This window comes from Actinoallomurus soli, from assembly GCF_024055715.1.
GTDB lineage: Bacteria > Actinomycetota > Actinomycetes > Streptosporangiales > Streptosporangiaceae > Actinoallomurus > Actinoallomurus soli.
Map to the genome: position 1 here is coordinate 335,245 of NZ_JAMXMV010000006.1, position 20,684 is coordinate 355,928.

At 70.7% G+C, this 20,684-nt stretch carries 18 protein-coding genes and 2 tRNA genes; 12 read left to right on the forward strand and 8 right to left on the reverse strand.

The genetic code is table 11. The features are described 5' to 3' along the window. Window positions 1-9 precede the first annotated feature (9 nt). Window positions 10-1,689, forward strand: coding sequence for a fatty acid--CoA ligase (locus NDW01_RS18205; RefSeq protein WP_252822035.1), 1,680 nt, complete (start codon window positions 10-12; stop codon window positions 1,687-1,689). 239 nt (window positions 1,690-1,928) lie between these two features. Then, a tRNA-Ser gene (locus tag NDW01_RS18210) sits at window positions 1,929-2,018 on the forward strand. Window positions 2,019-2,233: 215 nt separating this feature from the next. On the opposite strand, the gene NDW01_RS18215 is transcribed toward NDW01_RS18210, so the two are convergent. Further along, complete coding sequence (locus NDW01_RS18215) at window positions 2,234-2,911, reverse strand: hypothetical protein (protein ID WP_252822037.1); 678 nt, start codon at window positions 2,909-2,911, stop codon at window positions 2,234-2,236. Window positions 2,912-3,031: 120 nt separating this feature from the next. Between NDW01_RS18215 and NDW01_RS18220 the strand changes: the two genes are divergently transcribed. Continuing rightward, window positions 3,032-4,012 (forward strand): LysR family transcriptional regulator, encoded by a 981-nt coding sequence (locus NDW01_RS18220; protein WP_252822039.1) that lies wholly within the window; start codon window positions 3,032-3,034, stop codon window positions 4,010-4,012. 111 nt (window positions 4,013-4,123) lie between these two features. On the opposite strand, the gene NDW01_RS18225 is transcribed toward NDW01_RS18220, so the two are convergent. Then, entirely contained in the window at window positions 4,124-4,546 is a 423-nt protein-coding gene (locus tag NDW01_RS18225) for a MarR family winged helix-turn-helix transcriptional regulator (protein ID WP_252822041.1), read from the reverse strand. A 144-nt stretch (window positions 4,547-4,690) separates the two neighbouring features. Between NDW01_RS18225 and NDW01_RS18230 the strand changes: the two genes are divergently transcribed. After that, window positions 4,691-5,593, forward strand: a complete 903-nt coding sequence (locus tag NDW01_RS18230) for an alpha/beta fold hydrolase (RefSeq protein WP_252822045.1) — start codon at window positions 4,691-4,693, stop codon at window positions 5,591-5,593. Between the two features lie 146 nt (window positions 5,594-5,739). Then, window positions 5,740-6,954, forward strand: coding sequence for a phospholipase D-like domain-containing protein (locus tag NDW01_RS18235; protein ID WP_252822047.1), 1,215 nt, complete (start codon window positions 5,740-5,742; stop codon window positions 6,952-6,954). A gap of 104 nt (window positions 6,955-7,058) precedes the next feature. Here the strand turns inward: NDW01_RS18235 and NDW01_RS18240 are convergent, their stop codons facing one another. From NDW01_RS18240 to add, 3 genes are all read right to left on the reverse strand, one after another. Further along, the gene (locus tag NDW01_RS18240; RefSeq protein WP_252822049.1) at window positions 7,059-7,571 is read right to left on the reverse strand and encodes a GNAT family N-acetyltransferase; all 513 of its coding nucleotides are present in this window, start codon (window positions 7,569-7,571) and stop codon (window positions 7,059-7,061) included. Window positions 7,572-7,718: 147 nt separating this feature from the next. Continuing rightward, window positions 7,719-8,681 (reverse strand): aldo/keto reductase, encoded by a 963-nt coding sequence (locus tag NDW01_RS18245; RefSeq protein ID WP_252822057.1) that lies wholly within the window; start codon window positions 8,679-8,681, stop codon window positions 7,719-7,721. 94 nt (window positions 8,682-8,775) lie between these two features. After that, entirely contained in the window at window positions 8,776-9,774 is a 999-nt protein-coding gene (add, locus tag NDW01_RS18250) for an adenosine deaminase (protein WP_252822059.1), read from the reverse strand. Window positions 9,775-10,308: 534 nt separating this feature from the next. Here add and NDW01_RS18255 point away from each other — a divergent pair. The 3 genes from NDW01_RS18255 to NDW01_RS18265 all read left to right on the forward strand — a co-directional run bounded on the left by NDW01_RS18255 (window position 10,309) and on the right by NDW01_RS18265 (window position 13,146). Further along, on the forward strand, window positions 10,309-11,124 hold the full coding sequence (locus NDW01_RS18255; protein WP_252822061.1) for a hypothetical protein: 816 nt from the start codon (window positions 10,309-10,311) through the stop codon (window positions 11,122-11,124). A gap of 273 nt (window positions 11,125-11,397) precedes the next feature. Further along, window positions 11,398-12,315, forward strand: a complete 918-nt coding sequence (locus NDW01_RS18260; RefSeq protein ID WP_252822063.1) for a C40 family peptidase — start codon at window positions 11,398-11,400, stop codon at window positions 12,313-12,315. Window positions 12,316-12,555: 240 nt separating this feature from the next. Next, a complete protein-coding gene (locus tag NDW01_RS18265; RefSeq protein WP_252822065.1) occupies window positions 12,556-13,146 on the forward strand; it encodes a LuxR C-terminal-related transcriptional regulator in 591 nt (196 codons plus the stop codon). Between the two features lie 6 nt (window positions 13,147-13,152). Here NDW01_RS18265 and cphA read toward each other — a convergent pair whose 3' ends face one another. Together cphA and NDW01_RS18275 are read right to left on the reverse strand one after the other, a co-directional pair. Beyond that, window positions 13,153-15,801 carry a cyanophycin synthetase gene (gene cphA / locus NDW01_RS18270; RefSeq protein ID WP_252822067.1) on the reverse strand — a complete coding sequence of 883 codons (2,649 nt, stop codon included), beginning with the start codon at window positions 15,799-15,801 and terminating at the stop codon, window positions 13,153-13,155. A gap of 2 nt (window positions 15,802-15,803) precedes the next feature. Next, window positions 15,804-16,634 (reverse strand): cyanophycinase, encoded by an 831-nt coding sequence (locus NDW01_RS18275; protein WP_252822069.1) that lies wholly within the window; start codon window positions 16,632-16,634, stop codon window positions 15,804-15,806. Window positions 16,635-16,726: 92 nt separating this feature from the next. Here NDW01_RS18275 and NDW01_RS18280 point away from each other — a divergent pair, with 92 nt between their 5' ends. Next, window positions 16,727-17,521, forward strand: coding sequence for an SAM-dependent methyltransferase (locus NDW01_RS18280; RefSeq protein WP_252822071.1), 795 nt, complete (start codon window positions 16,727-16,729; stop codon window positions 17,519-17,521). A 432-nt stretch (window positions 17,522-17,953) separates the two neighbouring features. Further along, the gene (locus tag NDW01_RS18285; protein WP_252822073.1) at window positions 17,954-18,619 is read left to right on the forward strand and encodes a hypothetical protein; all 666 of its coding nucleotides are present in this window, start codon (window positions 17,954-17,956) and stop codon (window positions 18,617-18,619) included. 26 nt (window positions 18,620-18,645) lie between these two features. On the opposite strand, the gene NDW01_RS18290 is transcribed toward NDW01_RS18285, so the two are convergent. Next, on the reverse strand, window positions 18,646-19,872 hold the full coding sequence (locus NDW01_RS18290; RefSeq protein ID WP_252822075.1) for an RNA polymerase sigma factor: 1,227 nt from the start codon (window positions 19,870-19,872) through the stop codon (window positions 18,646-18,648). 455 nt (window positions 19,873-20,327) lie between these two features. Here NDW01_RS18290 and NDW01_RS18295 point away from each other — a divergent pair. Both NDW01_RS18295 and NDW01_RS42995 read left to right on the forward strand, forming a co-directional pair. Next, window positions 20,328-20,400, forward strand: a tRNA-Arg gene (locus NDW01_RS18295). Between the two features lie 140 nt (window positions 20,401-20,540). Beyond that, on the forward strand, window positions 20,541-20,675 hold the full coding sequence (locus NDW01_RS42995) for a hypothetical protein (protein WP_256512231.1): 135 nt from the start codon (window positions 20,541-20,543) through the stop codon (window positions 20,673-20,675). Window positions 20,676-20,684 lie beyond the last annotated feature (9 nt).

The window sequence follows — 20,684 nt, forward strand, 5'->3', positions numbered from 1 at the left end:
TGCCCGGACATGCTGACATGGGACTGTGCGGAGGACCACAATCCGGTCACACCCTCGAGCGTGGAGGCCGCCGTGTGGAGCACGATGCAGGACTATCCGCTGACCATCTCCTCGATCATGCGATACGGCACCCAGATCTCCGGTGACGCCGAGGTCGCGACCTTCACCGGCGACGGGATGCGGCGCACGTCCTACGCCGAGCTCGGCCGCCGCGCCGCCCGGCTGGCGAACGCCCTCCGCCGTCTCGGCGTCGACGCCGACCAGCGGGTCGCGACCTTCCAGTGGAACAACACCGAGCACCTGGAGGCGTACCTCGCCGTCCCGTCGATGGGCGCGGTCCTGCACACCCTCAACATCCGGCTCGCCGCCGACCAGCTCGTCTACATCGCCGACCACGCCGAGGACGACATCGTCATCGTCGACGACAGCCTGGTCCCCCTCCTCGCCGCCGTCCTGCCCCGGATGAAGACGATCCGCCACGTGATCGTCGTGGGTGCGGCCGACGTGACGCCGCTGGAGCCGGCCGGCAAGGAGCTGCACTCGTACGAGGCCCTGCTCGCCGCCGGACCCGACACGTTCGACTGGCCGGAGATCGACGAACGCCAGGCCGCGGCCATGTGCTACACCAGCGGCACCACCGGCAACCCCAAGGGCGTCGTCTACTCCCACCGCACCGCGTACCTCCACTCGATGGCCGTCTGCACCGGCAACGCCGTCGGGCTGTGCGCCACGGACCGCGTCCTGCCGGTCGTGCCGATGTTCCACGCCAACGCCTGGGGCCTCCCGTACGCCGCCCTCATGGCCGGCGCGTCGCTGGTCATGCCCGACCGGTTCCTGCAGCCCGAGCCCCTCGTCCGCATCATCGAGGACGAACGCCCCACCGTCTCCGGCGCGGTCCCGACCATCTGGAACGAGGTCCTCCGCCACGCCCAGGAGAACGAGTCCGACCTCAGCTCCCTGCGCTTGGTCCCCTGCGGCGGCTCGGCCGTCCCCGAGTCCCTGCTCCGCGCGTTCGACGACCTCGGCGTACGGATCGTCCAGGCCTGGGGGATGACCGAGACCTCCCCCGTCGCCTCGGTCGCGCACCCGCCGCCCGCCTGCCCCGACCCCTGGCGTTACCGCGCCACCCAGGGCCGCGTCCTCAGCGGCCTGGAGGTCCGCGTCGTCGGCGACGGCGACACGGTCCTGCCCGCCGACGGCACCTCCGTGGGCGAGATCGAGATCCGCGGCGCCTGGATCACCGGCTCGTACTACAAGGACGAGGACCCCTCGAAGTTCCACGACGGCTGGCTGCGAACGGGCGACGTCGGCACGGTCTCCCCCGACGGCTACCTCGTCCTCACCGACCGCGCCAAGGACGTCATCAAGTCCGGTGGCGAGTGGATCTCGTCGGTCGACCTGGAGAACCACCTGATGGGCCACCCGGACGTCATCGAGGCCGCCGTCATCGGCGTCCCGGACCCGAAGTGGCAGGAACGCCCGCTCGCCTCCGTCGTCCTCCGCGAAGGCGCCGGCACCTCCGCCGACGAGCTGCGCGCCTACCTGGCCGAACGCGTGGCGAAGTGGCAGGTCCCGGAGCGCTGGTCCTTCATCGCCGCCGTCCCGAAGACCTCGGTGGGCAAGTTCTCCAAGCGCACCCTCCGCCAGATGTACGCCGACGGCGCCCTGGACGTCACCGAAACCGCCTAGCCTTCGTCCTCAGCCCTCGCCGCGGTCCGCTCCGATCGCGAGGTGGCCAGCCCGGTGCGGTGCCGCCGGGATCCTCGGCGGCGGGTCAGCGCCGAGGATCCTCGTCGCCGAAGCGACGAAAACCCTCGCCGCAAGGCCGCCGGGCCACCGCGTACGGGACTGATTCGAGCGACGTGGCCTAACGCTTTGCCGGTAGGGGCTGATGCCCGGTACGCTGTGTGCGGCCTGGTGGCCACCGAGGAGGCTTCGCCTAGTCCGGTCTATGGCGCCGCACTGCTAATGCGGTTTGGGCTTACCGTCCATCCGGGGTTCAAATCCCCGAGCCTCCGCTCCTTGATCAGAGCCTTCCCCAGCGAACGCAGGGGAAGGCTCTGATCGTTTCTGCCGCCCGAACGGCGCCGGGCCTCCTCGTTCCGCCGTGTACCTGCGTGCGCACCGCGTGCGCCGGGCCCCGAGAAGTGACGTGCGCCGGATGTGGCGCACGCCGCACGGTCCGGTCGATCCTGGAGCAGCGGGGAACCCAACCGGTCCAGGGCACCCGAGGCTATTGCCGCCGCTCCACGGCGGCCCGGATCTTACGCATGATGGGGCCGATGTTCGCCGCGGTCTGGTTGTAGAAGATCTGCCGGGCGCCCCGGGGCTGCCGGAGGAAGACGACGCCAAAAGTGGTGGGGCTCATCCAGGAGCAGGAGGTGCCCTCGGCGGCGATCATGCCCGACTGACCGAGCGTCTGGTTGCAGATGGCCGCTCCGCCGTGGGGGCCCGGATCGGTGTCCTCCCAACTCGACGTCATTCGAGCGGTGCCGACGACCTGCGTCTGTGGTGGTCTCCAGAGCTTGGCGTGAAGTGTCGCGGGGTCGAAGCCGCTCCCGTTGAGCCCGGCGAACACCGCGTACAGCTGATCGGCCTTGTCCTCGTAGACCGCGGAGACCTGGGCGCCGGAGATGCCGAGCGCCCGGGTCTGCCCTGCCAGCGCCTGGGCCAGCATGCGCTGCTGGTCGGCGGTCATGCGGTACCGCGGGTAGGCGCCGATCCTGGGCGGGGTGGTGAGGACGTACGCCTTGGCGGGCGCGGCCGGTGCGGCCGCGGCCCGGGTCGGAGCGTCGGCCGATGCCCGCGGACCACCGCCGCCGGAGGCGTGGTCGGGGCCGCACGCGGTGGCGGTGAGGACGCAGGCGAGCGCGACCGCGCCGTACACCGCGCGTGATCTTGGGCGTGACATGGTCAGTTCCTTCGGTGAGGGATTCGACGTGGCATGTCGCGACCCGGACATCGTCGCGATCGGCGTTCGAGGGCGGCAATACGGCATCACTCAACCCACAGATTAGAAATACTTAACGCCATGGAGCTCGATCCGAGGCGGCTGCTCCTGTTGCGGGCGATCGCCGACGGCGGGTCCCTGGCCGCCGCCGCACGCGCTCTCGGCCATACCCCCTCCGCCGTCTCCCAGCAGCTCAGCCGGTTGGAGCGGGATGTCGGCATGCCGCTGGTGGATCGAGCGGGCGGGCCGCTGCGACTCACCGTGGCGGGGCGGCTGCTGGCCGACAGCGGCGAGCGCATCGCGGAGGCACTGACCGACGCGGCGCGCCGGCTGAGCGCGCTGAGCGGACGGGTGAGCGGTCCCGTCTCGATCGGCGCGCCCCTCGACGGCCTCAGCCAACTGACCACGGATACCGCTGCGGAACTGACCGTCACTCACCCGGCGCTGGTACCCAGGTTCGTCGAGACCGCGATCGTCGAGGGGCTGCACGCGTTGCGGCTGGGAGACCTGGACGTCCTGCTGGTCGCCGATGACCTGGACACCGCCCTGCCCCTGCCTCTCGGCGTCCGCGCCCGCGTCCTGTTCCGCGACGAGTATCGGATCGTGGTCCCGGACGGGTGGCCGGCTCCGCGGACGGTCCAGGAGTTGTCCGGCCGCCCGTGGATCACGATGTCGGAGTCCTCCGCCAACGGCCGCGCCCACGAAAGGCTGATGGCCGCGCATGGGATCCGGCCTTCACTGGAGCACTGCGCGCTGCATCAGGCCGGGGTACGCGCCATGGTGGCAGCACGGCTCGGCGCCACGGTCGTTCCCGCGTTCGTCGGCGCGCAGCTGCGACAGCTCGAGAACGCCACCATCACCGACCTGCCGGTCACCGGGTACTACATCGTCAGAGTGCTGTGGCGCACCAGCCGCCCGGACGTCGTCGCGGCTGCGGACGCCGCCGCCGACGCGGTGATGCGGGCGACTCACATGGCGATGGAACGCGCGGGAGACGCGGGGATGACCGAGAAGGAACCCACCATCCGCGTGATCCGTGACCCCAGCGAGCAGCAGGTCTGAGTCGGCGCTCGGACCGGGCGGGTCAGGGCTCGGGGTGATCGGCCGGTGTCGACGGTCATGATCGCCGGCACCGTACGGTCGCTCATGGGAGAGCGCGCTCGTAGCGGTGGCTCAGACCGGATCGCCGACGTCGCGGGCGATCCAGCCGGGCGTGTCGAAGCGCACGGGCTGCGTGCCCACCAGCGCAGTCAGGTGCTTCTCGATGGTCTCCAGTTCGGCGGCACCGATCTGCTTCGCCCACTGTTCGCGCAGCTCGTCAAAGATCGCCTCACCTTGGCGCAACACCTCGAAGCCGAGCGCGGTGACCTGAAGCCGCTTGCGGCGGCCGTCGCGTGGATCCGCCTCGCGTGTCACGTATCCGCGCTCTTGGAGCACGACAATGGTCTTCGCCGCCGACTGCTTGGTGATCGACAGGCGGCGGCCCAGCTCCGAGGCGCTGTCGGCGCCTGCGGCGATGGCTCGCAGGGCGAAGTCGTGGACGGGCCGCACGTCCTCGTGGCCGCGCTCGGCCAGTTCGACGATCGCGGCGTCCACGAGCGCACGGAAGCCCCCGAGCAGCAGTAGCGCGAGATCGGCACCAGAGCGAGACATGCGGCAAGACTACGGCACCCTCTGGACTTCGACAGTCTTGGTGTCTATATTTCGACAGCCATGGTGTCTAGCTGAGGAGAAGAAATCATGACCACACCAGCGAGTCCCACTGTGCCGGGGATCGCCCACCACCGTGCCCACGTCAACGGAACGACCCTGCACTACGTCACCGCGGGAACCACCGGCTCCGCGATCCTGCTGGTCCACGGCTTCCCCGAGACCTGGTACGCCTTCCACCGGCTCATCCCCCTGCTCGCCGCGAGTCACCGGGTCTTCGCCGTCGATCTGCGCGGCTTCGGCGACTCGGACACCGCGCCGAGCGACTTCACCAGCACGACCTCGGCCGAAGACCTGCACCAGCTGATCGCACACCTCGGCATCGGCCCGGTCCACCTCACGGGACAGGACATCAGCGGGGCGACGGTCTTCCGACTGGCCACCACCCACCCCGAAGACGTGCTCAGTCTCACCGCCATCGAGATGGGCCTGGCCGGGTTCGGTCTCGAGATGCTGGCCGACATCACCCGCGGTGGTGCCTGGCACATCGGGGCGCTCACCGCGCCCGGCATTCCCGAGATGCTCCTGACCGGCCGCGAACGCGAGTTCCTCGGGCGGTACGCATTCCCCTCCATGATCGCCGACCCGGCAGCGATCGCCGATGCGGACATCGACGAGTTCGCCCGCACCTACGCGCGTCCCGACGGCTGGCGCGGCGCGATCGGCCTCTACCGGTCGATGCTGCAGGAGGGCCCCGAGATCCGGGCACTCGCCGAATCACCTGGCCTGAACGTGCCCGTGCTCGCTGTCGGCGCCGGGGGCGGTTCCTTCACGGCCGACACCATGTCCCGAGCCGCGTCGTCGGGAATCAGCTTCGTCCAGCTCGACGGTGTCGGCCACTACGCCGCGATGGAGGCCCCCGAGGCGCTGGCGAAGGCCGTTCTCGCCTTCGTCGACGGCATCGACTCCTCTACCGCGACGTTGCCGAAGTGATCAGCGGCGGACGCATGTCGCTGTATGGCCGAAGCGGGTCGCAAACTTCCCTTATGCCGTTCCCGTAGTTAAAGTCCTCATAGGCTTTTTCCAGGGGAACGGGGAGATGCGTGCGGTATTTCACCTTCCGGCGTATGGTGGCGAGAATGTCCGCCATCGGATTGGTCGGCGTGGGGGTCGGTTCCGTCGGCGTCGGTACGGCGAGTGCGGCGTTCAGCCCGCAAGCGGGGCCGGTCTTCAACGACCCTGAGGGTGGTTCGGCCCGGCAGTACGCGATTGTCCGACAGATCGAGCACAACATCGACACGGCTCCCAAGGGGTCGGTGATCCGGGTCGCGGTGTACAGCATGACTCTGAACGACTTCGCCGACAAGCTGATCGCCGCACATAAGCGCGGAGTTCATGTGAAGGTCCTCATGGACCAGCATTCCAAGAATGCCATCTGGAAACGTCTCGTGGCCGCACTCGGTAGCAAGGTGAGCACCAAGAGCGCGAGCAGCTATGCGGCGCTGTGTTACGGCGGGTGCATCAGCCATGACTACTCGGGTGGCGAATCGGCGGCGTGGCTCCACGCGAAGTACTACCTCTTCTCCGGCGGAGGCAGGCGCACCGTGACCGTCTCCAGCGCGAACCCCACGACCGCACAGGCGAAGGTCGCCTGGAACAACAGCTACACGGTGGTCGGCAACACGGGCCTCTACAACGCCTACGTCAAATATTTCACCGACATGTCGAAGGGCGCGACAGGCGCTCACAAGAAGGACTATTACTGGACGTACGGCTCGAACCCGAAGGCGTACTACTGGCCCAAGGCCAGGAGCGGCAGCGACACGATCCTGAGTTTGCTGAAGCTCGTCACCTGTTCGAAGGTGTATCCCACTCAGGTCCGCATCGCGATGTTCGAGTGGACCGACAACCGGCTGTCACTCGCCAAGCAGGTCGCCGCCATGGCATCCAGGGGATGTAAGGTGACGGTGCTTTACACCAAGAGCGCGGTCTCGTCGGGCGTTCGGTCGACCTTGGCGAAGTCGAAGGCCGATGTACGGGACTCGACGCACGGCAGGAACAGTAAGGGATATGCCGAGCACTACACGCACAACAAGTATCTGCTGATCGACGGCAGATACAACGGGGTGAGCGGGCGGAAGGTCGTCTTTACCGGCTCGGCTAACTACACCGCGAATTCGCTCTATCACAATGACGAGTCGGACCTGAAGATCACTAGTACGGCCGTTTACCGCGCCTACTTGGCGAACTTCAACGCCGAGCTCTCATCGCTTTCCTCCGTCGGCGCGAAGCAACGGGCCCTCGGGCAGAGCCCGACGATCCCGGTCGACCCCGCCGAGATCGCGGACAGCTGATCGAGTCCATCGGACGGTTCCGGATCTCGGGGCCGCCGTGGACCGCCGTTCGCCGGGGGCACTGCGTTATCGGGCGCGGAGCCCCGACGACCACGAGCGCAGGATCACTTGGATCGAAGGGTCTTGCGGAGGATGATCCCTTGTCTGCGGTAGGCCATCCGCTTCTCGTAGAAGGGGACGGACAGCGGGCTGCTCAGGTTCGTGTCGGTCACCGCGACCTCCGCGCCCTCATCCCGCCCCCACTCCTCGGCGGCCTCCATCAGCGCCGTGCCGACACCCTGGCGGCGGTACTCCGCGACGACCGCGAGCGCGTTGATCACCAGGCGCACCCGCGACAGGTCCCGCTGGAGCTGCCAGCGGGCATCCGGCGCGGGCCGGATCACCGTGGCCTCGATGACCCCGATCACCCGCCCGTCGTCCTCGGCGACCAGGCAGACGGTGTCGTCCCCCGGTGATTCGCCGATGGACTGCTCGAACCACTCGACGAGTCCCTCGGGGTCCGGTTCCTGAACGACCTCCGGCACGATCGCGGCGTAGTGGCGGCCGGCGTCTCGCCAGGCCCGCGCACAGCCCTCGCCGTCTCCCGGCCGGGCCTTCCTCACCATGACTCCGCTCATGCCGTCCATCGTGACGGCCGGCGTCGGGTCGGGGGCGTGAACGCGTCATGGACGCGCCCCGGGCGATGGATCTTGCGGTGCCGTGCACCTTCTGGAGACAGAAGGTGCACGGGCCATCGCCTTCACGTCGGTCGTGCGGGGCCGACCTCACCCGGTGATCTCGGCGAGCTTCTGCAGGTCGTCGTCGCTCGGGGTCCACTGTGCGGCCTCGACGTTCGTACGGATCTGCTCCGGCGAGGTCGCCCCGGCGATCACCGAGGCGACGGCCGGCTGGGCGGCGAGCCCGCCGATGGCCACGTGCAGCATCGACATGCCGCGCTGGTCGGCGAACTCGCGGATCGCCTCGATGGTGTCCCAGTCCGCGTCCGCGTGCATGGAACGCCGGCTGTCGCCGATCCGCGTCCCGGCCGGGGGCTCCTCGTCGCGCCGGTACTTGCCGGTCAGCAGGCCGGACTCCAGCGGGAAGAACGGCAGCATGCCGACGCCGTAGGCCTGGCAGGCGGGGATGAGCTCCGCCTCGGGGTCGCGGTGGAGCAGGTTGTAGTAGTTCTGGGCGCTGATGAAGCGGGCACCGCCCGCGGCGCGGGCGACGTAGTCGGCCTCGACGACCTGCCATCCGGCGAAGTTCGAGGAGCCGATGTAACGGACCTTGCCCTCGCGGACGAGCTCGTCCAGCGCGGCGAGCGTCTCCTCGATCGGGGTCACGCCGTCGGGCGCGTGGTACTGGTAGAGGTCGATGTGGTCGGTGCGCAGCCGGCGCAAAGACGCCTCGACGGCCCGGCGGATGTAGCGCCGGGACCCGCGCGCGCCGAAGTCGGGGCCGTTCGCGCCGCGCATGTCCATCCCGAACTTGGTGGCGACGACGACATCGTCGCGGCGGCCGACGAGGCACTGCCCGAGGAGATCCTCGGACAGGCCCGGCTCGGCACCGTAGATGTCCGCCACGTCGAACAGGGTGACGCCGGCGTCGAACGCGGCGTCGATGACCTTTCTGGTGCCTTCGAGCGTCTCCGTACGGGTTTTCGCGCGGCCCAGGTTGTTGCACCCGAGACCGACGACGGAGACGGCGAGGCCGGAGTCGCCCAGCGGGCGATACGCCATATCGGACATGCTTCCGACCCTAATGAGGATGGCCGCGGACCTGCGGGCAGGGGCACGCCGCCGTGCCGGCGCTTTCCCGCAGGTTTCCGGCGGACGCCCCCGGTCAGGGGGCGGGGGTGGTGAGCCATGCGTCGATCTCTCGGCGCAGCCGGCCCTTGGTCGGTTCCGGGGCGAACGACGCTTCGACTCCCGCACGCGACAGTTCGGCCAGCACGGCGTCGTCGTATCCGAAGGCGGTACGGATCCGGGCGTACTCCTCGGTCGTCGTGGTGCCGATGATGACGGGGATGTCGGTGTTCACCGTCACGACGAGGCCGGCGTCGCGCAGCCGGGGCAGCGGGTGCGCGGCGAAGGAGGGCGCGAGGCCGAGCGCGACGTTCGACGAGGGGCACACCTCCAAGGGCAGGCCCCGGTCCCGTACCTCGGCGACCAGGTCCGCGTCGTCCAGGATCCGGATCCCGTGTCCCAGCCGCTCGGCGTGGCCGACGGTGATCGCCTCGCGGATGCTCTCCGGCCCGCAGGTCTCCCCCGCGTGGTGGACGAGGTGGAGGCCCGCGTCCCGCGCCGACCCGATGACCTCGGCGAACGGCGCGAGGGGATGGGACTCGTCCCCGGCCAGGCCGATGCCGATGACGCCATGGTCCGCGTACCGCACGGCCAGGTCCACCGTGCGCCGGAAGCGGTCGACCGAGCGCCGGCGCGAGTGGTCCAGCAGGACCCGGCACTCGATGTCGTACGCGGCCCGTCCCTCGGCGAGCCCGTCGAGCACGGCTTCGAGGGGCGTCTCCGGGCTGCCCAGGCGCTCGCCGTGCGCGGCCGCGGTGAAGGTGACCTCGGCGTACCGCGTCCCCTGCGCGGCCTCGTCGGCGCAGAACTCCAGGGCGACACGGCGGAAGTCCTCCGGCTGGCGCAGGCAGTCGCGTACGAGCGTGCCGAGGTCGGCGAACCGGCCGAAGCCGTCGAAGACGACCGGCCCGTCGGCGGGCGGTTCCGGAACCGGGACGCCGTTGGCCGTCCCGATCTCCCGGAGCGTCGCCCAGCGAATGGTGCTCTCCAGGTGGACGTGCAGGTGGGCCTTGGGGAGGAGGGTCAGGTCGCGCACCGGGCGCAGCTTAAGGACCGGATATCGACATGTCATCCGATTTCTGCGGCCGCGGCGAACGCCGGCGGCCCGCCGGTCCGGAGGGATGCCGGAAACCGGGTAAGGGCAACGTCAAGGATCTGTGGCGATTGGGACACGCTCCATTGCCCGCCGTTTGCCTCTCCGGTTTCGCGCTGAGCTCTCCTGAGTCTCGCTGTGGAGAACCCGGCCGCGCGGCGGGTGAGCCCTTTACATAGAGAGTCGGCGTCCCCCGGCCGGCCGGAAAGGCGGTGTTAGCCTTTCCACCGGTCAGCAAGAACCTTCGACTTTTCGAGATCGCCGGCCAACTGGAGGGTGCGTGAAGCGGTACGACCCGTACGCGTGGATGGCATGCCGCGCCGTGCGTCCGAATTGCCGCTCAAGCATCCAGACCGCCGCTTTCGCGGGCACGATGGCTGCATCTCGCGCACATTCCGATTCAACGTGATCGTGCGATCCCGCCGCGACGGAAAATCACCGCATCATCACTGGAAAACAGACACCCTTGGGGGACCAATGCGTAAATGGACTGTTCGCGCCGCCCGCGCTCTCCTCGTCGGAGCCGCGTTCGCGGCGGTCGGCGGCGGCATCGCCAACGCCGACACCAACACCACGCGCGGCGACCGCAGCCTCCTCGGTGGCGTGCTCGCGGACGTCACGGCCCCGATCACCGCCAACAACCTGCTGCAGGGCGCCACCGTCAACGCGGCGAACGGCAACGCCCTCAACGCGCTGAGCCCGCGTTCGACCGCGGCCACGGGCGCCGCGCAGCGCCTCAGCTACATCAGCCACCACACCCACGGCATCGAGGCGACCTCGATCGGCAGCGACGACAAGGTCAGCGCGCCGGTGACCGTTCCGATCCTGATCTGCGGCAACGCGATCTCCGACAAGGGCCTGGGCACCGCGGCGTGCCACGGCCACGCGAGCATCAGCAGCGGCAGCGCGTCGTCGCAGGCGACCGCCACCTGCCCCGCCACCTGCTCGTCGTCGACCCAGGTGAACGCCGAGCCCGCCAAGCCCGCCGCTCCGGCCTGCCCGGCGGCCTGCGCTCCGGCGGCCCAGCCGCCGGCGCAGACCACCACGCACCAGGCGCCCGCCTGCGCCCAGGCGTGCTCGCAGCCGATCGGCGCGCCGGTCTGCCCTGAGGCCTGCAGCCAGTCCTCGACGCAGAACACCGCCTCCTCGTCGACCCACCTGCTCAGCAACGACCAGGTCAGCGCTCCGGCCACGATGCCCATCACCATCTGCGGCAACGCGGGCGCCATCCGGGGTCTGGCCGCGGCGGCCTGCGACGGGAACGCCTCCTTCACCAAGGGCGGCAATTCCTGACCCGGAAACTCCATTCCGCCCGGCCGGTCCTCCGGCCGGGCGGTTTTCGTTTCACCCGGTGCGCCGCCTTCCCGCCCCTCTCGGGGCAGGGAAGGCGGCGTTCCGTTTACCGATGCCTGGAGCATTCAAATGCCGGGACTGACTTCTTGCTATAGGAGGCCCTGTCGGAATCCGGATGGCGGGGATTGCGGCGAAAAGGGTAATGGTACGTGCCCCGCCTTTCAGGGTAGATCATGCGCTGAAAAGGCTCACTCGCCATTTGGAGGATGGTGGATGAAGTCGACGTACCACGACCGTGTTCGGGCCGGTAAAGCGCACCTCGGTGTGGCGGGCCCCGCTTTACTGCGATACCCGGTGATCGGCGTCAGCGTGCTCCTGGCCCTCTGGACGCCATCCAGCGCGGCGGCCCGTACGGAGCGGGGAGACGCGGTCATCGCGATCTCCGGGCCGACACACCGGCAGTCCCGGATCCTGTACGCCTACGAGCGTTACCTGGCCCGGATCGCCGCTCAGCGGGTCGCGGCCCGGCGAGCCGTCCGATTCGCCTACCGGCAGATGGGCAAGCCGTACCGGTTCGGCGGGGCCGGACCGCGGTCGTACGACTGCTCGGGCCTGGCGATGGCGGCCTGGCGGAGGGGCGGTGTCCGCCTGCCGCACCGCGCGGACATCCAGTACCACATCATCCGGCGCAAGGTCCCGATGAGGAGCCTGCGCCCCGGCGACCTGGTGTTCTTCTCAGGCGCGAGCCACGTCGGCATCTACGTCGGACGTGGCCGGTTCGTCCATGCTCCGCACACCGGGACGGTCATCCAGCGCGGTTCGCTGACCGGCTGGCGGCGCCGGGCCTTCGCGGGCGCGGCCCGGCCCGGAGCGCCCGCGTACCGCATGTGGCCTCGCTGGGTCAGGACCCTCGCGGGCCGTCCTCGGCGACGGGTCACCGGGTCGGTCTCCGTTCCGGCCCGGGCCGCGGCCTGGGACGGTCCGGTGTCCGTACCGCGCCGCCGGCCGGCCACCGCGGGCGGTGACTCGACGCCCGCTCCGACGCCGCCGGGGGGCGCCTCCCGCGAGGCCGCCTCCGCCCCGAGCGGGGGAGGCGACCCCACGGAGCCGAACGGCCCGCCGGGATCCGGTCCTTCCGGCTCGCCCGCCGATGTGCAGTCCGCACCTGACGACTCCGCGCCGACCGCGTGACCGTCCGCGCCAGGCCGACCGCTACCTGTCCGGAATCGGACAGGTGGCGGTGGCTTGGCCGGCGACTTCGGATTCGTGCGTTCTGCAAGGTTTATTTGCGATGTGCCGGGCAAAGTGCGTTACGGCTGTCGACAGGGGCGATACATGAATAAGAACGATCAACGTGCGGAACGCCGGGCCGGCCTCAGGCGCTGGGCGCCGTCACGGAACGACCCACGGCACGCGGTGATCCGTACGCTGGTGGCAGAGCACGTACACCTGCTCCGGTTAGGGCTGTCCGCCTGTCTCGACCGGGAGCCCGATATTCACGTGGTCGCCGACCTGTCCCATGGGGACGGCCTCGCGTCGGCGGTCGCGACGTTATGCCCCACCGTCGCGGTCATCGACGTCGACCTGCCGGGTCCGGCCGGATCGACGGGCGTGGCACACCTGCGCGAGCTGGCCGCGGAATGCTCCGTGGTGATGCTGGCCGACCGCGGTGACCCCATGGGAGTCCGCCGGGCGATGACCGTCGATCCGCTCGGGCTGCTCAGCAGGCAGGCACCGGCCGACGTCCTCATGCGCGTGGTCCGTCAGGTCGCGGCGGGCCGGCGGATGATCGACCCGGAGCTGGCCGGCACCGCCCGCGCCGTCGAGGAGAACCCGTTGACCCCGCGCGAGCTCGAGGTCCTGCGCATCGCGGCGAACGGGGCGACGACGGCGGAGATCGCCGCCCGGCTCTCCCTGTCGGTGAAGACCGTGCGCAATCACCTGTCGAGCGTGATCACGCGAACGGCCGCGCGCAACCGGATCGACGCGATCCGGATCGCCAGCGAGCGGGCGTGGCTCTAAGGCCGGTCACCGGGCGTCCGGCGGCGAGGCCGCCCCGAGCGCGTCGAGCAGGTCCATGACCGGCTGCAGCTTCTCGTACAGCAGCAGGATCGGCTCGCCCGGCGTGGACACGCCCAGCGCGATGCCGACCGCGTCCTTCAGGTCGCCGGCCGGGTGCACGCGGACGTCGGGGCGGGCGTCGACGAGCCCGCGGGTGATGAGCCGGGCCATCTCGCCGGGCCGCCTGCCCCGCAGGTCCTCGTCCTCGTACACCACCACGCGGCCGAAGGACCGGGCGACCGCGCGGGCGGTGTCGATCACCAGCTCGTCGCAGCGGTCGCCGGGCAGCGTCACGGCCGCCACGCCGTCCCGCCGCCACACCCGCCGCATCAGCTCGCCGACGGCGGCGACGGCCGCCGGGTTGTGGGCGTAGTCGACGACGACCGGGCGGTCCTCGACCCGGAAGGTGCAGCCCCGTCCGGGATTCAGGTCGTACGGGTCGAACGTCCGCAGTCCGCGCGCGACCAGGTCGGCCGGCATGCCGAGGGCGCGGGCCGCCGCGGCGGCCGCGAGCGCGTTGCCGATGACGTGCCGGGCCAGTCCGCCGAACGACCCGGCGACGTCCGCGGCCGGGAGGATCCGCGACCTCCCGGTTCCGCAGGCCTCGGTCAGCGCGCCGTCCTCGACGAAGTAGGCGATCCCGCCCGCGCCCAGGTGCTCTTCGACGCGCGGAGCGGACGCGGACAGGGCGAAGTAGCGGACGACGGGCTCGCGGTCCCGGACGCGCGGTCGGTCGGCGAGCGCGGCGGTCCGCGGGTCGTCGGCGTTCAGCACGAGGTGGCCGCCACGGCGGATCTCCTCGGCGACGAGCGCCTTGATCTCGACGAGGTCCTCGACGGTGGCGATGTCGTCGACGCCGAGATGATCGTCGGTGATGTTGGTGAGGACGGCGACGTCGGCGCGGTCGTAGCCCAGTCCGCGCCGTACGATGCCGCCGCGCGCGGTCTCCAGCACCGCCGCGTCCACGGTGCGGTCCGCGAGGACCATCGCCGCGGACAGCGGGCCCGAGGCGTCCGCGCGGTAGACGAGCTCCCCGCCGACGTACACGCCGTCGGTGGTGGTCATGCCGACGCGCCGGCCGTCCTGGGCCAGCAGGTGCGCGATCATCCGGACCGTCGTGGTCTTGCCGTTGGTGCCGGTGACGGCCACGATCGGCACGCGCCCGGACGTCCCGGGCGGGTAGAGCCGGTCGATGATCTCCGCGGCGACGTCGCGAGGGCGCCCCTCGTACGGCGCCAGGTGCATGCGCAGGCCGGGTGAGGCGTTCACCTCGATCACGCCGGAGGCGCCGGCGTCGGCCGGGATCGGGGCGGCGATGTCGGGCAGGCGCAGGTCGATGCCGCAGATGTCGAGGCCGACGGTGGTCGCGACGCGGCGGCAGAGCCGTACGACGTCGGGGTGGACGCGGTCGGTGACGTCCTTGCTGGTCCCGCCGGTCGACAGGTTGGCGTTGCGGCGCAGCGTCACGACCCGGCCGGGGGCGGGCACGGAGTCCGGGGCGAGGCCCTGCCGGGCCAGGTGCGCGCGTTCGGTCTCGCCCAGCGCCAGGCGGGTCAGCGGCCGGTCGTGGCCCTCGCCGCGCGCCGGGTCGGTGTTCGCGGCGGCGACCAGGTCGGCGATGGTGGACCTGCCGTCCCCGGTCACCCGCGCGGGGTTGAGTTCGGCGGCGGCCACCACGCGGTCGCCGACGACGAGCACCCGGTGGTCGCGGCCGGGGACGTACGCCTCGACGAGCGCCGCGCCTCCCTCGGCGGAGGCGGCGCGGAAGGCCGCGGCCAGCTCGCCGGCGTCGGTCAGCTCGATCCAGACGTTCTCCCCCTGGTGGCCGGAGAGGGGCTTGACCACGACGGGCGTGCCGATCTTCTCGAACGCGGCGACCGCCTCCTCGGCGGTCGTCACGACGACGCCCTCCGGCACCGGCAGCCCGGCGCCCTCCAGCAGCCGCTTGGTGAGCATCTTGTCGCCCGCGGCCTCGACGCCGATCGCCGAGGTCCGGTCGGTCATCGCGGCCCAGACCGTGCGCCGGTGCCGTCCGTGCCCGAGCTGCAGCAGGTTCAGGTCGTCGACCCGGCGTACGGGGATGCCGCGCCGCCGGGCCGCCGTGGCGAGGGCGGCGGTGCTGACGCCCAGGCTCGTCCGCTCGTACGTCGCGGCGAGGGCGGCGAGCTCGGCGTCGAACGCGACGTCCCCGTCGTTCAGCAGGCCCGTCACCGTACGGACGGCGAGGTCGATCAGGCAGCCGACGACCGGTGACTCCTCGGGCTCGTCCACCGGGCGTTCGAGGATGACGTCGTAGTGTCCCGGTGCTCCGGCCGACACCGTACGGCCGAAGCAGACGTCCCGGCCGATCATCGCGGACAGTTCCAGCGTCACGTGCTCGGTGACGTGCCCGAAGTACGTTCCGCGTGCCATCGCGGTCAGCAGCCCGCCCGGTCGGCCCGCGGAGCAGTGGTGTTCGGCCAGACCGGGGAGCGCGGCCACGAGCCGCTCGGCGAAACCGGGGAAGTCCGTGGTCTCCCGGCCGGTCAGTTCTCCTAAATCGAGGCGGGCGATCACCACCGGTCGCGCGAGGTAGAGATTGGGACCGTTCAGCCGGCGCAGATGCTCGAGGTGCATGGTCACTCCTCTGCTGCGGGTACGGGGCCGAACCACGGTTTGCGCTGTTCCATGTCGAACCAGCAGCCGGCCGGAAGGAGATGGAGACGGACGTCGAAGAGGGCCAGCGGATCGTCGTCGCACTCGGCGTAACCGACGGTCGCCTGGTCGGCGTCCACGATGGTCACGACCCCGCTGCCGATCACCTCGAAGCGGCCCTCGCGGACCACGATCGCGGTGTCCTCGTCGATGCCGACGCCCAGCCGCAGCGTGTCGAGCGCGATGCCGCTGAGGAGACGGGGCAGCCGGCCTCGTTCGGCGAAGTGCATGTCGATGAGCACGTCGTCGAGCAGGCCGAGCCCGGGCCCGATCCGGACCGTGGAGGCCGCGACCTCGTGACCGTCGCCGCCGAGGATCATCCAGCGGCCCATCGCGGTCGCGCCCGCGCTCGTCCCGGCGATGACGAGCCCGTCGGCGGTGAGGCGCCGCCGCAGCAGGGCGTTGGCCTTCGAGCCGACGAGGCTGCGGATGCGGGACTGGTCACCGCCGCTGAACAGCACGCCGGTGGCCTTGCGGAGCACGTCGAGCGAGTCCTGGCTGTCGGCGACGGCGCGGTGCGGGAGCCGGAGTTCGGTGACGGAGGAGACGCCGAGCCGATGGAACACCCGCGCGTACTCGGCGGCCACCTGTTCGGGCTTCTCGGTCGCCGTGGTCACCACCACGATCCGGGATTCATCCGCCCCGGCGAGGGAGACGAACTCCTTCAGCGGCCCGGTCCCGCAGGTGCGGTTCTCCGCGCCGCCGATGACCAGGAGCCGGCCGTCGCGGCGTCCCTCCTCCGTTATGTCGGTCACGACAGCTAGTTACCCTAATGTCACTCGAAGTAGTCGAGTGGATCGTCTCCGGCCGAGGTCGGCCGAAGATCACCCTCGTTAGAATCCACGCCATGACCGAGAGGCCGCCGCCGGGGATCGACGTCTCGGTGCCGAACGTCGCGCGCATGTACGACTTCTGGCTCGGCGGCAAGGACAACTTCGCCGCCGACCGGACGGCGGCCGAGGAGGTCATCCGGATCTCCGAGGGGCGTGTCCTGCGCGGGGTGAAGCTCAACCGCTCCTTCCTCGGCCGGGCGGTTCGGACGGCCCTCGACGCGGGGGTCCGGCAGTTCCTGGATCTGGGGTCCGGGCTGCCGACACGGGAGAACGTCCACGAGGTGGCGCTGCGCGCGGACCCGGAGGCGAGGGTCGTCTACGTCGACAACGACCCGGTCGTACGGCTGCACGGGGAGGCGCTCCTGTCGCGGGAGGGCCGTACCCGCTTCGTCCAGGAGGACCTTCGCCGGGCGGAGGAGATCCTCGGTCACCCCGACGTACGGGCCGTCATCGACCTCGGGAGGCCGGTGGCCGTCCTGCTGGTCTCCGTGCTGCACTTCGTGCCGGACGAGGACGATCCGTGGGCGATCGTCGCGCGGTACCGCGAGGCGATGGCGCCGGGGAGCCACCTGATCCTGTCCCACCTGTCGTCCGATCCGCATCCGGAGAAGATGGCCAGGGCGGAACGCGTGTACGAGGGCGCCAGCGCGCGGCTCGGCGCGCGGAGCCGGGACGCGATCCTCCGGTTCTTCGACGGGTTCGACGTTCTCGAGCCCGGATTGGTGGGGCCGACGGAATGGCGCCCGGAGCGCGATGAGGCGGCGCGTGAAAAGTTCGCAGGCGTCGTGGGTGTGGCCGTCAAGCGGTAAGGTCGCGGGCAATTACCCTAAAGGCCGCAAAAACTGGACTTATGCGTAACGCCCTTCGCCGAACCGACTGCCACGTGCCTTCCGCGTCGAGGTCGACGCCCTCTCCTCGCTGCCGGTTACGACTCGTTGACCTGGTGGAACGAGTCGATCGGCCGGCGTGATCCGACAGATCACCTGTCGCCTGGGTAACCTTCGGCTTACCTGAAGGAACTTCCGGCGCCGTTCTCGCGTCTAAGGTCCGCTGGTTTCGCCGGTCACCGGAAGGACGTGGGGAAGGTACCGAAAAAGAGGGGCGCTGGTCATCCTCCGAGAGGCACACTCTCTCCGAAGTGGAGCGAATGGGGGCGCACAGCCCAGTTTGCTTTGGAGGTGTCCATGCCGCTCACGGACGTTCACGCTGACGTTCGCCTTACCTACCGCCTTGTCCTGGCGGTGGACGTAGAGAAATATAGCGCCCGCGACGCGCGTGGCCAGCTGCGTGCGCAGACCGATCTGCGCACCATCCTCAGCCTGGCCGCGCAGGACGTCGGCCTCGACCGCAACCTCTGGTACGAACAGGTCAGCGGCGACGGCGAGCTCGCGGTGCTGCCCGAAGACGTCGACGTCTCGCTCGTCGTCGGCGACTTCACCCGCCGCCTCGAGGCCATCCTCGGGGAGTTCAACCGGGAGCGGAGCGGCGGCAGGCGACTGCGGCTGCGCGTCGCGCTGCACCACGGCACCCTTACGCCGGGGCCGTTCGGCCCGGCGGGCGACGCCCCCATCGTCGTCAGCCGGCTGCTCAACGCCAAGCCGCTGCGCCGGCTCCTCGCCGACCAGCAGCACCGGGACGTCGCGCTGATCGTGTCCCAGACGCTGTACCAGGACGTCGTCCGGACCGGCTTCTGCTCCCTCGACCCGCGCGACTTCCAGCCGGTCCGGGTGAACGCCAAGGGCGTGCTCTACCACGGCTTCGTCCAGCGGCGCGCGGCCGAGGAGCAGGTCGTTCCGCGGCGTACGACCGAGGAGGAGATCGTCCAGCCGGTGCTGCGGGCGCTCGGCGAGGCCGGCGGCGCGGACCGCGGCGCGAACCTCGTCGCCCTGCCCGGCGGCCGGGGCTGACCACCGCGGCACGGCACCTCCGTGACTCAGAAGACCGAAAGGTCCCAGGAGACGGTGACCGCGGTGGAACGACCTCCACCGTCGGTCACCGTCACCACGGTCTGACCGGGCAGCGTGACGGCCTGCCGTTTCAGGATGACCTGAAGCGTGGCGTGCTCCCCGGCGGCGATCGCGCCGCTCACGTGGGACAGCGCGATGTTCGGGTCGGCGTCGGCGGCCGTCCAGTCGACCCTGCCGCCCTGAGCGGTGAGGCCGATCTCGCCGATCGTGCCCCGGCCCTGAATGTGGACCGAGAGGGGCGCCACCGCGAGGACGCCCGTAGGCGGTTTGGGCGGCGACTTCGGCGGCCGGTGCGACCTGCTCGGAGTGGGCGACGGCATGAGCTGCGGGCCCGTCTCGGGGCCCGTCTGCCCCTGGGAGCGTGACGCGGCCGGTGGCCGGGTCACGACCGGCCCACCGCGCGGCGGCGTCGCCCGGGTCGCCGGCGTGCCCGTCCGCGGCTTACCGCCGCCCGGCCACTGCAGGTCCGGCACGGCCACGTTCGGGCCGATGAACATCATCACCGCGACGGCGGTCGCCAGCGCCGCCACCGACCCACCGCTCGCGAACGCCCAGCGCCGCGCCAGCCGGGAGGGCGCGTCCGGCTGCCGGGGCATCCCCTCGGCCGTCAGCGCGCCGCCACGCGCGGCGATCTCCGTCCGGTACCCGGCGAGCTCCGGGTCCGTTCCCGCGTGCAGCACCCGGTGCCGGAGCGCAGCGGGAGGCTCCGGGACCGGGACCGCCCCGACGATGTCCTCGGCCTCGGGCGACTGCTGCGTGGCCCGGTGCAGACGTCGCTGAGCGCGCAGCGTCGTGATTCCGAGTGTCGCGGCCAGGTCCTCGCCGGTCAGATCGTGCCGGTGGACGAGGAAGAGGACCTCCCGGTCGAAGAAGTCCAGCCGGGCGAACGCCTCGTCGTCCGCCATCGCGGCCGGCCGCTTGCGGAGGAGACAGCGCCGCCGGGCGGCGGCGTACAGCCAGGCGCGGAGCCGCTCGCGCTCCCGTAGCCGCGGGGCGCGGCGCGACGCGTCGATCAGGGTGTCGTGCACGACCTCCTCGGCGGCCTTGAGATCGCCCAGAAGTGCCGCGCAGTAGTCGTACAGCCGCTCGGCGTAAACGTCGTAGAGCGTCGCCAGCGCCTCTTCGTCCCCCTCGTGCAGCGCCTTCACCAGGCGCCTGTCGGCGGTGGGGGCGAACGCGGACCACCTTGCCATGCACGTGCTCCAGATATCGGACGGCGCGGCTCCTGTTTACACCAGTGTCAAGGATAGGTCACAAGATCACCCGAATTACCGCAAAAGCCGTGAGCTTGATCTGTTTTTCGATGGCCGAACGCGAATCCCCTCCGCGTTTGCAGAAAGATCGCTCAGCGGCCGAACCGCCGGACGAGTGGCCCGGGTACCCCGCACCCGGGACCCCGCGCGACCCCCGTGCCCGCCGTCGCGAGGCCCGGCCCGCCGGCCGGCGGTCGTCGGGACGGTGACGTCGGACACCTCCTGCGGCCGGAACCGCGCGGAGGTCACGTCCGGGACGTGGTCGCGGAGAGGACCGGCACTCACGCGAGGCCGTCCGGACCGGCGGCCCCACCGGCAACTCCGACCCGCCGCCGGGGCGCCGCGGTATCCGATTCGCGTGTCCCCCCAGAGTGCCGCTACACTCTTGGACGCCAGCAGCCGTAGCTCAACGGATAGAGCATCTGACTACGGATCAGAAGGTTGGGGGTTCGAATCCCTCCGGCTGCGCCCAGCTCAAAGGCCTCCTGCGATCACGCAAGGGGCCTTTTCGCTAACGGGTTCGCTAACCCGGCCCTGGACAGCCGTGGACCGAGCTGGACGGTTCAGCCGTCCCGCAGCAGGCCGGCGCAAGTCTGTGACAGGTCCTCATGGACGAGTACAGCTGTGGCCTGCCCTACGATCTGATGACCTTCGAGGAGCGCGACCAGGTCGACGCCGAACGGACCGACGCGATCCGAGAGACCGTGTCCAGCCTGCCCGCGCGGCCCGGTAGCCGACGCTAAGGAGCCCCC